Source organism: Herbiconiux sp. FW305-C-125 (assembly GCF_058783455.1).
Genome location: NZ_JBYSYO010000006.1, coordinates 34,196 through 47,763, shown reverse-complemented (window position 1 = coordinate 47,763; position 13,568 = coordinate 34,196). Strand labels below are relative to the sequence as shown.

Here is a 13,568-nt window from a genome sequence, read left to right as displayed (position 1 = left end):
GTGCCGAGACTGGAGGGCAAGGTCGCGCTCGTCACCGGCGCCGCGGGTGGCATCGGGCGGGCTGCGGCGGAGCTGTTCGCCGAGGAGGGCGCGCGCGTCTACGCGGCCGACGTGGCGGAGGGTGCGCCGTTCGAGAGCGCGGGGATCACCGCCGTTCGCCTGGACGTCACCGACGAGGCGGACTGGCGGGAGACGGTCGATCGCATCGTGGCGGCGGAGGGGCGCATCGATGTGCTGTTCAACAACGCCGGCCTGGTGGGATCGTACGAACCGGTCGACACGATCCCGCTCGCGGACTGGCATCGGGTGATCGACGTCAATCTCAACGGGGTGTTCTACGGTGCGCGCACGGTCGTGCCGGTGATGAAAGCCGCCGGCCGCGGATCGATCATCAACACGTCGTCGATCTGGGGCATCGCCGGGGCAGCCGGAGTGGCCGCCTACACCGCGTCGAAGGGCGCCGTGCGGCTGCTCACCAAGAATCTCGCGCTCTCCTACGTCGGCGACGGCATCCGGGCGAACTCGCTGCATCCTGGCATCATCGACACCCCGCTGATCGCGGCCCAGGATGCCGGGGTCACCGCGGGCGTGGTGGCCCAGACGCCGATGGGCCGGCTCGGCACCGCGCGCGAGATCGCCTACGGGGCCCTCTTCCTGGCCTCCGACGAGTCGAGCTACATGACCGGAGGCGAACTGGTCCTCGACGGCGGCTACACGACACCATGAACACCGGGTCGTGAACACCGTGCAGCCGACCTTCGACGACGACATCGGCACGCGCATCCGCACGGCCCGGATCGCCCAAGGGCTGAGCCTCCGGGGTGCGGCGTCGGCCATCGGGGTGTCGGCGAGTCTGCTCTCGCTGGTCGAGAACGGGCGCACGACGCCGTCGATGGGCACGCTCACCGCCCTGGTGAACCTGTTCGGCATCTCCTTCGACGACGTCTTGGGCGAGCCCGTCGGCCCCGTGCGGCCGGCCCCGCGCACACCGGCGGTGCAGCATCGGGGGCACAATCCTGTTCTCAGCAGCCGGAACGGTGTGCGGGTGGAGCGGTTGTCGAGCATCCGTGGCGCCGCAGCCACTCCGCTGCTCGTCACCTACCAGCCGGGCGCGCTCAGCACCGCTCAGGACGGACTGCTCGCCCAAGGCGGGGCGGAATACGGCTACCTCGTCTCGGGGGAGCTCACCGTGCGGGTCGACGGTGCGTCGCATCGTCTGCGGGCGGGTGACTCGCTCATCGTGGACGGTTCGCGGCCGCATGTGTACCGCAACGACGGCGTCGCTCCGGCGCGCGGCATCTGGCTCGTGCTGCGTCGCCCCTGAGGCGGCGCCGCCGCCGCTCAGGCGTTCTCGGGCAGCCCGATGTCCCACTGGTTCGCCGACGGCTCGGGGCGGTGCTGCAGCACGGCGGCCAGCAGTTCCTCGTCGATCGCCGTCTCCGCGGCGGCGACCGCCTCGCGCAGGTGGCCGATGTTCGTGGTGCCCACCACCGTGCTGATCGACCCGCTGCGCTGGATGGCGTACTGGTTCGCCAGGAACGAGAGGGAGGCGCCGGCCGCCTCGCAGACCTCGAGCATCCGTTCGGCCGCCGTCACGACCGCGCCGGGTGCCATGTGGCCCTCCGCCCGGTACCGGCGCACCGCCGGCGTCAGGAGCCCCAGGGCGACGGCCGCCGCGTTCACCAGCGCCACCTCGTTCGCGGCTGCCACGGAGCCGAGCTCGTCGGCGAGCGAGTTGTCGAGCAGCGTTCCGTGAGCGAAGTTCAGCACGAGGTCGCAGTCGGTCTCGATGATCACGCGACGCGCGGTGGGCAGCGAGTATCCGGTCATCCCGATGGCTCGGCACAGGCCCTCGTCACGGAGCTGCACCAGGGTCTCGTAGCCGTCGGTGAGCACCGGCCCGAGATCGGTGAACTCGATGTCGTGCAGCTGCAGCACGTCGACGTGGTCGGTCTGCAGCAGGCGCAGACTCCGTTCGACGCTCGCCCGGATGGCTCGCGGGGTGAAGTCGAACCGCTCGCCGGGGTTGCGGCCCGCCTTCGTGCCGATGAGCACGTCGTCGCGCTTGCCGCGGAGCGCCCGTCCGAGGCGCTCCTCGGCGTCGCCGTAGTACGGCGAGGTGTCGAAGAAGGTGATGCCGAGATCGACGGCCTCGTCGACGGCTGCAGCGGCGGTCTCGTACGGCACCGGGCCGAAGAGCTGACCGAGGGGTGCGGTGCCGAACGAGACGGCGGAGAGCTCGACACCGGTCGAGCCGAGAGCGGTGGTGTGCACGGGGGTTCCTTTCAGCGAAGACGAACGGATGCGGCTGCTCAGCCGGCCGGGAAGCAGGCCTTGACCTCGGCGGCGAGCCGGGGCAGGGACTCCGCGATGGGGAGGGCGCGGTGTTCGGCCGAGATGATCTCGACGCCCCAGGGGCCGGTGAAGCCCGTGGCGCGGACGGCGTCGATGAACGCCGGCACCTCGAAAGCGCCCCGCCCCGGGTACAGCCGGCGGTCGATGGTGTCGTCCCAGAGCGAACCTTCGGGCAGGGCCGTGCCGTCGTCGAGTTCGACCACGAAGACGAGTTCGCGCGGCAGGGCCGCGACCCGCTCGTACGGCGTGCCCGAGCGGAACACGTGCCAGATGTCGACGCAGAGTCCGGCGGCCGGGTTGCCGAGCGCCTGCAGCACCGCGACGCCGTCGTCGAGCGTGCGCACGTTGCTCGAGAACGGCATGGGTTCGAGGGCGACCCGCGTGCCCCGCTCGGCGGCCTGGGTGGCCAGGGCGTCGAGCTCGGTCAGGAAGACCTCGGGATCGGGCACGACGTCGCCCATGCCGGCGGCGACCTTCACGGTCAGGGCCGACAGCTCCTCGGCGGCGTCGAGCAGGTCGGCGCGGATGCGGTCGGAGGCGGCGCGTTCGGGTCCGCTCGTCCACCAATCGCCGAGGAACTCGAGTTCGACGTACCTCAGGCCGTTGTCGGCCAGCAGCTGCCGCAGATCGCTGAGCGGATGCTGCTCCCGGAACGCCACGACGTCGGCGTGCACCAGTCCGATGCCGGCCCAGCCCGCGGCGGCGACGGCCTCGATGCGCGTGCGCAGCGGGATCGGGCTGCGCTCGTCACCCCGTTGCGGTGCGGCATCTCCGGCCGACGTCCAGCAGGTCGCGAGCAGGTCGATCGTCACGGGGTCTCCTCACCATTGAGTTCATTGCCGATTAACACTCTACGATGATTCGTCCATCTCTACTGGACAGGCGAGGAGCGCTACTTCGCCGCGGTGTACCCGCCGTCGGCGAGGATGGTCTGCGCCGTGATGGCCCGGGAGGCCGGTGACGAGAGGAAGAAGACCACCTCGGCGATGTCTTCCGGCTCCATCAGGCGGTGCTGCGGCGTCTGCGCGAGCCACGTCGCCATCGTCTCGGGCTGCTCGGCACCGACGGTCTTCAGCATCGCGGTGTTCGTGTAGCCGGGAGCCACCGCGTTCACCCGCACGCCGTGCTCGGCCCACTCGACGCCGAGCGTGCGGGTGAGCCCGATGATGCCCGCCTTGGTGGCGTCGTAGCCGACGTGCACCTCGGGGCGGGTCGCGGCGAAGGCGGCGATGGACGAGATGTTCACGACGGTGCCCTGCGCGGCGATGAGAAGCGGGCCGAACTCGCGGCAGGCGTAGAAGGTGCCGCTGAGGTTCAGGTCGAGCACGCGACGCCAGTCGGCGTCCGGATGCTCGAGCGACGGCGAGTCGAGCGACATGCCGGCGCAGTTCACCAGGTGGTCGACGCGGCCGAACCGCCTCACCGCCGATTGCGCCAGCGCGGCGACGCTCGCGGAGTCGGTGACGTCGACCGAGGCGCCGAGCGACTCGCCGCCCGTGGCGGCGGTCAGCTCCTCGGCGGTGCGCTCCGCGGCGTCCTGCCGCAGGTCGGCGACCACCACGCGCACGCCCGCTGTCGCGAATCGGTGCGCGATCGCGCGGCCGATGCCGCCGGCCGCCCCTGTGACGACCGCGACTCGTGGGTGTTCAGACATCGGTGTCTCCTTCCGTGAGGGCGAGCGGCCCTCGTGTCATCGACCGAGGGCGGCGCTCGCCGCCTCGAGCAGTGCAGGCACCCCCGCCGTGAGCTGGGGACCGAAGCGGTCGCCCGGGCGCTCTCCGCGGCGCCAGCGGGTGTGGATGGCTTCGCAGAACACCGCCGACTTCCAGAGGGCCAGCGCCTCGTACCAGCCGAGCTCCGCGAGGTCGGCACCCGATCCGGCGGCGTAGCGCTCGGCGATCTCGTGGCGGGTGAGGTAGCCGGGCTCGCGCGTGACCGGGGTGAGCTGCATGACCGAGGGCGGGGCATCCGGGTCGGCGTACATCGCCATCAGGTAGCCCACGTCGGCGAGTGGATCGCCGAGCGTCGACATCTCCCAGTCGAGCAGCGCCCGCACCCGCGCCGGGGCGTCGGCGACGAACATCACGTTGCCGAGCCGGTAGTCCCCGTGCAGCAACGAGGCCCGCTGGGGGGACGGGATGCGCGCGCCGAGCCGGCCGGCCAGCTCCGCGACGAGCGGGAGGTCCCGGTCGGAGACGGTGGCCCAGAGCGACGCGAACCGCGCCACCTGGCGCTCGAGGTAGCCGTCCGGCCGGCCGAGGCCGCGCGCGTCGTCGCCGTCGACCGGCACCGCGTGCAGGGCGATGAGCAGGTCGACGAGTTCTTCGCTGGTGCGACGCCGGTCGTCGGCGGCCGACAGGGCCGCGGGCACGGTGTCGGTGATGACGAGGCCGTCGAGGTGTTCCATCACGTAGAACGGCACGCCGAGCAGCGATTCGTCGTCGCAGACGGCGAGGATGCGCGGCACCGGTACACCGTGCGCGGCCACGAACTGCTGCACGCGCGCCTCCCGCACCATGTCGTGCGTGGAGCGGGGCAGCGGGGGGCGCGGACCCCGGCGCAGCACGGCCGTGGTCTCGCCCCGCCGGATGGCGTAGGTGAGATTCGACTGCCCGTCGCCGATGCGCTCGGCCGTCACCGGCCCGGCGCCGATGCCGTGCGCGTCGAGGAAGGCGGCCACGACGTCCAGCGGCAGTGGAGGGGTGCCCGGCGCGGCCTCGGCGTTCGCCGGCACCTCGGTGCTCGCCGGGTGCGTCACGCGGCACCCCCGGCCGCCGGCGCATCCGCATCCGCCGCCATCGCGCGTCGGCGCGCCGACGACGCCCGCCGGGCGATGGCCCAGCGGTGCGTCTCGTTCGCCCCGTCGTAGATGCGGAACGGCCGCACCTCACCCCAGTAGGAGGCCAGCGGCAGGTCGTCGGACACCCCGTCGCCGCCGCACAGCTGCATCGCCCGATCGACCACGCGCACGATCGCCTCGGAGCAGAACACCTTGGCGATCGAGGAGAGCCGGGCGCCCTCGCGCGGGTCGGTGGCGAGAGCCGTGGCGCACGACGCGATCAGCGCATCCGACGCCTCGATGTCGATGACCGAGTCGGCGATGAGGGCCTGGGCCAGGCCGAGGTCGCGCAGCCGTGAGCCGAACAGTTCCCGCGACTCCGCGCGGTCGAGCGCGATGTCGAGTGACCGCCGGGCGAGCCCCAGCCAGCGCATGCAATGGGTGAGCCGCGCCGGCCCCAGTCGCACCTGCGCGTAGCGGAAGCCCTCGTGCGGTTCGCCCAGCACCGCGTCGGCACCCACGCGGCAGTCGTCGAAGTGCACGTGCGAGTGACCGCCCGCGATGGCGTGCTCGGTGGTGCGGATGTCGCGGCCCACCCGCAGCCCCGGAGTGCCGGCGTCGACCAGGAACATCGTCGCCCCGTGCTCGGTGCGCGCCATGACGATGAAGAAGCCGGCTCCTTCGGCGCCGCTGATGTAGCGTTTCTCGCCGTCGATGCGCCAACCCCCGTCGACCTCGGCGGCGGTGGTGCGGAGTGCCTCCGGGTCGGAGCCCGCGCCGGGATGCGGCTCGGTCATGGCGAAGGCCGAGCGCACCTCGCCGCGCGCGAGCGGCCCGAGGTAGGCGTGCTTCTGCCCGGGGGTGCCGATCTTCTCGAGCAGGTGCGCGTTGCCCTCGTCGGGCGCCATGCAGCCCAGCACGCTCGGCCCGATGGGGGAGTACCCGGCGGCCTGGAAGATCGGCGACCACGCCGTGATCGGCAGGCCGATTCCGCCGTACTCCACCGGGAGGTGCGGAGCGTAGACGCCGGCGGCCCGCGCCAGTTCCCGCAGTCGTTCGAGCTCCTGAGGGGCCAGGGTCGTGCCCGGTGCCGGTTCGGCCGGGATGACGGTGTCCCGGATGAATGCGCGGGTGCGCTCCAGCAGGTCGTCGGCCTGCTGCGGGTCTCCGGTCGCGCTCACGCCACTCCCCCCGCGGCCAGCAGACCGCCGTCGACCGTCAGCACCTCGCCGGTGATCCACTGCGCGTCGTCGGAGAGGAGGAAGGCGACGGCGGATGCGACATCCGCCGGTTCGCCGAGCCGGCCGAGTGGGTAGCCGGCCGTCACCGCCTCTTCCTTGCCCTCGTAGAGCGCCCGGGAGAACTCGGTGCGCACCACCGCCGGCGAGACCGCGTTCACCCGGATCGACGGTCCCAGCTCCACCGCCAGGGTGCGGGTGAGATGCGCGACCGCCGCCTTCGAGACGCCGTACAGCCCGATGCCGGGCGAGGGCGTGGTACCGGTCACGGAGGACAGGTTGACGATCGACCCGCCGCGCTCCGCGAAGGCGAGGGACGGATCGGCGAGCAGATCCTGCACCCAGCCCAGCGGGGCGATGACGTTGACCTCGAAGATCTTGCGCGCCGCAGCGAGGTCGACGCCGACGAGGTCGCCGAAGACCGGGTTCATGCCCACGACGTTCACCAGCGCATCCACTCGGCCGAAGGCCTCGGCGGCGCGGGCGAGCACCTCGGCGCGGTGCTCCGCATCCTCGGCCCGGCCCGCGACAGCGATCGCGCTGCCCTCGGGGAGCGCGTCCACCGCCTCGTCGAGGGCTTCCTGCCGGCGCGCCGTGAGGCACACCCGTGCACCCTCGGCGGTGAGCCGCTCGGCGACCGCGAGGCCGATGCCCCGGCTGCTACCCGTGACGATGGCGACCCGGCCCTCGAAGCGGCCGCCGGCACGTCCGCCCGAGGGGCCGCTGACGTGCCCGCTCATCCGGCGTCCGTCGCCTGGCCCAGCGGCACCAGCCGCTCCACGAACCACTCGGTCGCGGCGGTCGCGGCCTGGATGAGCAGGGACTGGTTGCTGTAGAGCGCGAGGTGATCGGACTTCTCGATCACCTTCAGCCGCTTCTTCGAGGTGGGGATGGCGTTGTAGGCGCCGATCGCCTCGTCCCACAGCGTGATGTCGTCGTTCTCGGCCACGATCACGAGGGTCGGCGTGTCGACGATGCGGTGCAGGAAGGGTCGGATGTCGTAGGACATGAGGAGGTCGACCGACTCGAGCGTCGCATCGAAGTCGTAGTTCGGCGCCTCGTTCTGCTGGAAGGTGTGGAACACCTCGTAGCCCTCGGGGAAGGGCCAGGCCGAGATCTCGGCGCCGGTGTCGAGGGTGAAGTGCGGCACCATGGTGTCGCCACCGCCCGCGAACCGCTTGCGTCGAGCCTCGAGGATGGCCTTCTCGAGCCGGCGGAAGTTGACGGTGCCGTTGGCCAACCGCATGTTGAGGTAGCCCTCGACCACGGGGATCTGCGACACCGCGGTCTTGATGCGCGAATCGATGGCGGCGAGGATCAGCGAGTGTCCGCCGCTGTAGGACAGACCCCACGAGCCGATGCGCTCGGCGTCGACCTCCGGGAGCGTCTCGGCGAAGTCGATGGCGTGCCGGTAGTCGGCGATCTGCATCCAGGGGTCGATGTGCTGGCGGCGCTCGCCGTCGCTGTCGCCGAAGTTGCGGTAGTCGAACAGCACCGCCGCGATGCCGTTCTGTGCGAACATCTCCGCGTAGTGCGGCTGCACGATCTCCTTCACGTAGCACCAGCCGCCCGCCATCACGACGGTGGGGAAAGGACCCTCGCCCTCGTCGGGGGTGTACAGCCAGCCGCGCACGGTGTCGCCCTCGCTCAGGAACTCGATGTCGCGCCTCACAGGATCTCCTTCGATCGTCATTTCGCATTTAGCCGACCGGTGGGCCGGTCGAAACAAGAACCAGTATGCACAAATCAGGGAGATATCGCTATGCTGATGCTCGACACGACCGGCCAGCGGGCCGGTTGGTGATCACGCAAGGGAGCGATCAGTGACCTCACTCGGAGACGGTGACCTCGTGCTGCCCCCGCCGGCCCCTCCGACGGTGGCGGAGCTCGAGGAGCTCTACGCCCGGGTGTGCACGGTGCGGAGCTTCGAGCTGCTCACCTCCGACCTCTACCGCGACGGTGCGATCCCGGGCTTCGTGCACGTCTCGCTCGGTCAAGAGGGATCGGCGGTGGGTGCCTGCCGACCGTTGCGGGTCACCGACATGATCACCTCGAACCACCGCGGGCACGGCCACTGCCTCGCCAAGGGGATGGCACCCGAGGCGATGTTCGCCGAACTGTTCGGCCGGGCGGCCGGAGCCGTGGCCGGGCGGGGCGGCTCGATGCACATCGCCGATCCGGCACTCGGCATCCTGGGTGCCAATGGCATCGTGGGCGCGGGCCTGCCGATCGCGGTGGGGGCCGCGCACGCCGCGCGAACCCGCAGCGACGACGTCGTGGTGGCGTTCTTCGGCGACGGCGCGGTGGCGCAAGGGCTCTTCCACGAGTCGGTGAACCTCGCGGCGCTGTGGGGCCTGCCCGTCGTGTTCTTCTGCGAGAACAACGGGTACGCCGAGTTCACGGCTGCGGCCGACGGTCATCCGGCCACGCTGCGGCAGCGGGCGGCCGGGTACGGGGTGCGATACCTCGAGGTCGACGGTGCCGACGTGTGGGAGGTGGCCGAGCGGATGGGCCAGGTCGTCGAGGCCGTGCGGCGCGGCGGCGGCTCCGTCGTCGTCGAGGCGATGACCGACCGCTGGCACGGCCACTACGAGGGCGACCAGCAGCAGTACCGCGACACCGACGACCTGCGGCGGGCGCGGGCGACCGACCCCCTGGCGGTGGCCGAGGACCGGCTGCGATCGCTCGGAGTCCCCGACGAGCGGATCGCCTCGATCCGGCAGGAGGCCTTCGCCGCGGTGGCCGCCGCGGCCGAGCGGGCCGCCGCGGCGCCCGAGCCACTGGCCGCCGACGCGGGCCGCTACGTCGTGGCACCTCGACCTGTCCTCGGGGAGGGCCCGATCGCTGCGGACGCTCCCGCGGTGAAGTACATCGAGGGCATCCGCTCCGCCCTTGCCGACGCGCTCGACGACGACCCGCAGGCCTTCCTCGCCGGCATCGACGTCGGCGCCGGCGGTGGCGTGTTCGCCGTCAGCCGAGGGCTGTACGCCAAGCATCCCGACCGGGTGCTCGACACCCCGATCTCGGAGGCCGCGGTGCTGGGGCTCGGCGTCGGCGGCGCCATGGCGGGGCTGCATCCGGTGGTCGAGATCATGTACCTCGACTTCATCGGCGTGGCCTTCGACCAGCTGCTGAACCAGGCGGCGAAGCTGCACTTCATGACGGCGGGACGGGCGACCATGTCGATGACCGTGCGCACGCAGTTCGGTGCGGGACGGTCGGCGGGCAGTCAGCACTCGCAGAGTCTCGAAGCCCTGCTCGCCCACATCCCCGGGCTCACCGTCGTGATGCCGAGCACCGCGGCCGACGCCTACGGACTGCTGCGCTCGGCGATCGACGATCCCAATCCGGTCGTCTACATCGAGAACCGCACGCTCTACGGCACCCGGTCCGCCGCGGCCCCGCCTGGGCACCGCGTGCCCATCGGCCGTGCCCGAATCGCGCGAGCGGGAACGGATGTGACGTTGGTGAGCTACTCGCGGATGCTCCTGGACTGCCTGGCGGTCGCTGAGCGTCTGGCGGCGGAGGGCATCAGCGTCGAGGTGATCGACCTGCGCACGGTGTCGCCCTGGGATCGGGAGACCGTGCTCGCCTCGGTGCAGAAGACCTCGCGTCTCGTCGTGGCCCACGAGGCCGTGACCGACTTCGGGGTCGGCGCCGAGATCGTCTCCACCGTCGTCGACCAGGCGTTCTGGGTGCTCGACGCCCCGCCCCGGCGAGTGGGCGCAGCCTTCTCGCCCGCTCCCTATTCCCCACCGCTCGAGGCCGCGTGGCTGCCGCAGCACGACGACATCGAGCGGGCCATCCGATCGACCCTGGAGCCGTTCTCGTGACCATTCCCGCTCCCGCACCCCTCTCCGACCCGTCGTCCGCCCCGCGTCAGGCGCCGCTGACCGCGTCGGGGGAGATGCGGCGCGCCGAGATCCTCGAGGCGGCGGCCACGCTGTTCGACGAGCTGGGGTTCCACCGCACCACCACGGCGGCCATCGCGGAACGCGTGGGCACGGCCAAGGCGACGGTGTACCACTACTTCCGTGCCAAGCACGACATCCTCTACGCCATCCACGACGAGTGGATCGACGGGTTGCTCGCCCTCTTCGACGCCACCACCGAGGCGACCGACGACCCGGTGCAGATCGTGCGGTCGGTGGCCCACGACATCGTGGCGCTGATCGACGAGAAGCCGGGGCACGTGCGCGTGTTCTTCGAGTACTTCCGCGAGCTCCCGCCCGAGCTGCAGAAGTCGGCGAAGGTCAAGCGTGACCGCTACGAAGGGCTCGTGGAAGCCGCGATCCTGCAGGGCATGAAAGACGGAGTCATCGCCTGGCAGGACCCCCGTACCGCCTCGTTCGCGCTGTTCGGCATGTGCAACTGGGCCTACCAGTGGTACCGGCCCGGCGGCAAGCTCACGCACGAGGAGGTCTCCGACCAGCTCTTCGCCATCTTCCTGTCGGGGGTGGGCTCGCGCGCCCTGCTCGGCCGGGGTGCGGATGCGTGAGTTCACCCGGGCGGTGTCCGCCGCCCGGCACTACCGCTCGCTCGATGCGTGGGACCGGCCGATCGGTGCGGTCGTGGCGGAGGCGGCCGCCGCCGACCCGCAGCGGATCGCCGTGATCGATGGCGAGGTGCGCCTGACCCGGCACGAGCTCGCCCGGGCCGCCGCAGCGGTGCAGCGCTCACTCGCCGCCGCCGGTGTGCGCCCCGGCGACGTCGTGAGCCTGCAGCTCGGCAACACCTGGGCGACCGTCGCCGCCTTGCACGGCGCATGGGCCCGGGGCGCCGTCGTCAACCCGATCACCACGATCTACCGCGGCCGGGAACTCGAGACCATCTTCCGCAGCGCCGTCCCCGCGGCGGTCGTGGTCTCCTCGCTCGGCCGCGGTGCCGATTTCCCGGCGCAGGCCCGGCAGGCGCTCGCCGCCGCGGGACTCGGCGCCGCCGTGCTCGACATCGAGGAGGTGCTGGCGGATGCGCGGGGCGCCGGCCCGGCGGCCACCCCCGCCCCGGTCGCCGCCGAGCCGGCCGACCCGGACGACATCGCGCTGCTCATGTTCACCTCGGGCACCACCGGCACCCCGAAGGGAGTGCTGCACTCGCACCGCACGCTGCTCTACGAGGCGGCGTCGATCGCCGAGGTCTTCGGGCTCGACGGCGACGTGGTGTTCATGCCGTCGCCGCTGGCGCACGTGACCGGGCTGCTCTACGGGGTGCTGACGCCGGTCATCACGAACGGGGCCGTGTCGCTGCTGGACCGATGGGAGCCGGAGCGTGCGGTCGAGCTGATCGAACGGGACGGCTGCGCCTTCACGGTCGCGGCGACCCCGTTCCTCCGCGGGCTCGCCGACCGGTACGCCGAACTGGGCATCCGGTCGGCGCTGCGTGGTTTCGTCTGTGGCGGGGCGGACATCCCGGCCGCGCTGGTGCGGGACGCCGAGCGCGCGATGGGGCTGCGCATCTCGCGCACCTACGGCTCGACCGAGATGCCGACGTTGTGCATCGTGCGGCCCGACGACCCCGAGGAGGGCCACCTCGACTCGGAGGGCCGGCCGATCGGCGAGGCCGAGGCGCGGCTGTCCGCCGACGGCGAGCTCGAAGTGCGAGGGCCGGAGCTGTTCCTCGGCTACCTCGACCCGCGCGACGACACGGCGGCCTTCACCGCCGACGGCTGGTTCCGCACCGGCGATCTGGCGGCGATCGCCGCATCCGGTGCCGTGACCATCACCGGCCGGCGCAAAGACCTGATCGTGCGCGGCGGCGAGAACATCAGCGCGAAGGAGGTGGAGGATCTCCTGATCACCCTCGACGCGATAGCCGAGGTCGTCGTGGCCCGCTCCGGTGAGCGCGTTCGGCTGGCCGATCTCACGGCGCACCTCGACCGGCAGGCGATCGCGCGCCAGAAGTATCCCGAGTTCCTCTGGACCGTGTCGGACCTGCCGCGCACCGTGTCAGGCAAGGTGCAGAAGTACGTTCTCCGCCAACGCGCCGCCGAAGCGGCCGCCGCAGGCGCCCTCGAATCCCGGGAGCTCAGGGGATGATGCGGGCGGCTCGGTAGCGGGCGACCTTGTCGAAGAAGCTCTCGGGGGTGGAGCGGAAGGCGAGGAATCCGGCCTCGCGGCTCTTGTTCATGCTGGTGAAGCACTCGATGTTGCGCCCCAGGTCGCTGTCGGTGTGCCACCAGCTGGCGAGCCGGTTCACATCGCGCTCGACCAACCCGTGCTCGTCGGCCAGGGCGGCCCAGTCGGCGGCCGCATTCCCCATCCGCTCGGCCAGCGGCGCGGGCGCGCCGTCGAAGCCCACCCAGTCGACGCCGAAGTGCTCCGCGATGCGCGGCCAGAGCGAGCGCCAGCGGAAGACGTCGCCGTTGGCGATGTTGAACGCCTGGTTGCGCCCCTCGGCGTGGGTCGCCGCCCAGAGCAACTGCTCGCCGAGGAGGTCGGCGTCGGTCGCGTCGGTGACGCCGTTCCACTGCGTCTCCGACCCCGGAAAGCGGAACGGCTCGCCCGAGCGCCGGCAGAGGGTGGCGTAGACCGAGAGCGTGAGCGCCATGTTCATCGCGTTCCCCACCGCGAAACCGAACACCGTGTGGGCGCGGTGCACACTCCAGGTGAAGCCGTACTCCTCGGCGGCCGAGAACAGTTCGTCCTCCTGCGCGTAATAGAAGTTCGGGCTGTCCAGGCGCGCTTCGTCTTCGCGGAACGGCGTGTCGGCCATCACGCCCGTGGCGTAGTCGTCGAACGGGCCGAGGTAGTGCTTCAGTCCGGTGAGCAGCGCGACGTGCTGGAGTCGACCGCCCGCAGCGGCCGCCGCGATCGCGTTACGCACGATGGCGCCGTTGACCTCGATGTTCTGCGCCTCGCTCGGCTGCCGCATCCAAGCGGTGATGAACACCAGATGCGGCCGCACCTCCGCGAGTGCGGCCATCAGCCCGCCGGCGTCGAGCAGGTCGGCGGCGATCGCACGCACTCCCGGGACGGGTGTCGCGAGGGAGCGGGAGAGGCCGAAGGTCTCGAAGCCGGCGTCGAGGAGCTGCCGGCTGAGGGCTTGACCCGCGATCCCCGTCGATCCCACGACCAGGGCTCGCGTCGGTGCTTCGTCCACAGACATCGTCGTCCTTTCTCTCTTCCTGTTCAGGATAACAAGTAGTTGTGAACAGCAGGGACCTGCTGTAAAGCTGTACTAAACGATCTGTTCGCTGA

Annotated in this window: 13 protein-coding genes; 5 read left to right on the top strand and 8 right to left on the bottom strand. The window is 71.5% G+C overall.

Annotated features, from left to right (window positions below):
• Positions 1-726: an SDR family NAD(P)-dependent oxidoreductase gene (locus AC3WLB_RS15295; protein ID WP_492507374.1), complete on the top strand. Its 726-nt coding sequence runs from the start codon at positions 1-3 to the stop codon at positions 724-726.
• Between the two features lie 10 nt (positions 727-736).
• Positions 737-1,324: a cupin domain-containing protein gene (locus AC3WLB_RS15290; RefSeq protein ID WP_492507372.1), complete on the top strand. Its 588-nt coding sequence runs from the start codon at positions 737-739 to the stop codon at positions 1,322-1,324.
• Between the two features lie 17 nt (positions 1,325-1,341).
• Here the strand turns inward: AC3WLB_RS15290 and AC3WLB_RS15285 are convergent, their stop codons facing one another.
• The 7 genes from AC3WLB_RS15285 to AC3WLB_RS15255 form a co-directional block, all read right to left on the bottom strand.
• The gene (locus AC3WLB_RS15285) at positions 1,342-2,274 is read right to left on the bottom strand and encodes an aldo/keto reductase (RefSeq protein WP_492507370.1); all 933 of its coding nucleotides are present in this window, start codon (positions 2,272-2,274) and stop codon (positions 1,342-1,344) included.
• Positions 2,275-2,312: 38 nt separating this feature from the next.
• A complete protein-coding gene (locus tag AC3WLB_RS15280; RefSeq protein WP_492507368.1) occupies positions 2,313-3,167 on the bottom strand; it encodes a sugar phosphate isomerase/epimerase family protein in 855 nt (284 codons plus the stop codon).
• Between the two features lie 80 nt (positions 3,168-3,247).
• On the bottom strand, positions 3,248-4,009 hold the full coding sequence (locus AC3WLB_RS15275; RefSeq protein ID WP_492507366.1) for an SDR family NAD(P)-dependent oxidoreductase: 762 nt from the start codon (positions 4,007-4,009) through the stop codon (positions 3,248-3,250).
• A gap of 36 nt (positions 4,010-4,045) precedes the next feature.
• Positions 4,046-5,113 carry a phosphotransferase family protein gene (locus AC3WLB_RS15270; protein WP_492507364.1) on the bottom strand — a complete coding sequence of 356 codons (1,068 nt, stop codon included), beginning with the start codon at positions 5,111-5,113 and terminating at the stop codon, positions 4,046-4,048.
• A complete protein-coding gene (locus AC3WLB_RS15265) occupies positions 5,110-6,315 on the bottom strand; it encodes an acyl-CoA dehydrogenase family protein (RefSeq protein ID WP_492507363.1) in 1,206 nt (401 codons plus the stop codon). The genes AC3WLB_RS15270 and AC3WLB_RS15265 overlap by 4 nt, the downstream gene beginning before the upstream one ends.
• Entirely contained in the window at positions 6,312-7,112 is an 801-nt protein-coding gene (locus AC3WLB_RS15260) for an SDR family oxidoreductase (protein ID WP_492507361.1), read from the bottom strand. Before AC3WLB_RS15260 ends, AC3WLB_RS15265 begins: the two co-directional genes overlap by 4 nt.
• Positions 7,109-8,044 (bottom strand): alpha/beta hydrolase, encoded by a 936-nt coding sequence (locus AC3WLB_RS15255; protein ID WP_022895385.1) that lies wholly within the window; start codon positions 8,042-8,044, stop codon positions 7,109-7,111. Before AC3WLB_RS15255 ends, AC3WLB_RS15260 begins: the two co-directional genes overlap by 4 nt.
• Before the next feature lie 151 nt (positions 8,045-8,195).
• On the opposite strand from AC3WLB_RS15255, the gene AC3WLB_RS15250 reads away from it, so the two are divergent.
• From AC3WLB_RS15250 to AC3WLB_RS15240, 3 genes are read left to right on the top strand one after another with little or no spacing between them, the layout of a single operon-like run.
• A complete protein-coding gene (locus AC3WLB_RS15250) occupies positions 8,196-10,205 on the top strand; it encodes an alpha-ketoacid dehydrogenase subunit alpha/beta (protein WP_492507359.1) in 2,010 nt (669 codons plus the stop codon).
• Positions 10,202-10,870 carry a TetR/AcrR family transcriptional regulator gene (locus AC3WLB_RS15245; RefSeq protein WP_492507357.1) on the top strand — a complete coding sequence of 223 codons (669 nt, stop codon included), beginning with the start codon at positions 10,202-10,204 and terminating at the stop codon, positions 10,868-10,870. The genes AC3WLB_RS15250 and AC3WLB_RS15245 overlap by 4 nt, the downstream gene beginning before the upstream one ends.
• The gene (locus tag AC3WLB_RS15240) at positions 10,863-12,407 is read left to right on the top strand and encodes an AMP-binding protein (RefSeq protein ID WP_492507355.1); all 1,545 of its coding nucleotides are present in this window, start codon (positions 10,863-10,865) and stop codon (positions 12,405-12,407) included. The genes AC3WLB_RS15245 and AC3WLB_RS15240 overlap by 8 nt, the downstream gene beginning before the upstream one ends.
• Here AC3WLB_RS15240 and AC3WLB_RS15235 read toward each other — a convergent pair.
• Positions 12,397-13,476 (bottom strand): SDR family oxidoreductase, encoded by a 1,080-nt coding sequence (locus tag AC3WLB_RS15235; RefSeq protein WP_492507353.1) that lies wholly within the window; start codon positions 13,474-13,476, stop codon positions 12,397-12,399. The genes AC3WLB_RS15240 and AC3WLB_RS15235 overlap by 11 nt on opposite strands.
• Positions 13,477-13,568: the final 92 nt, after the last annotated feature.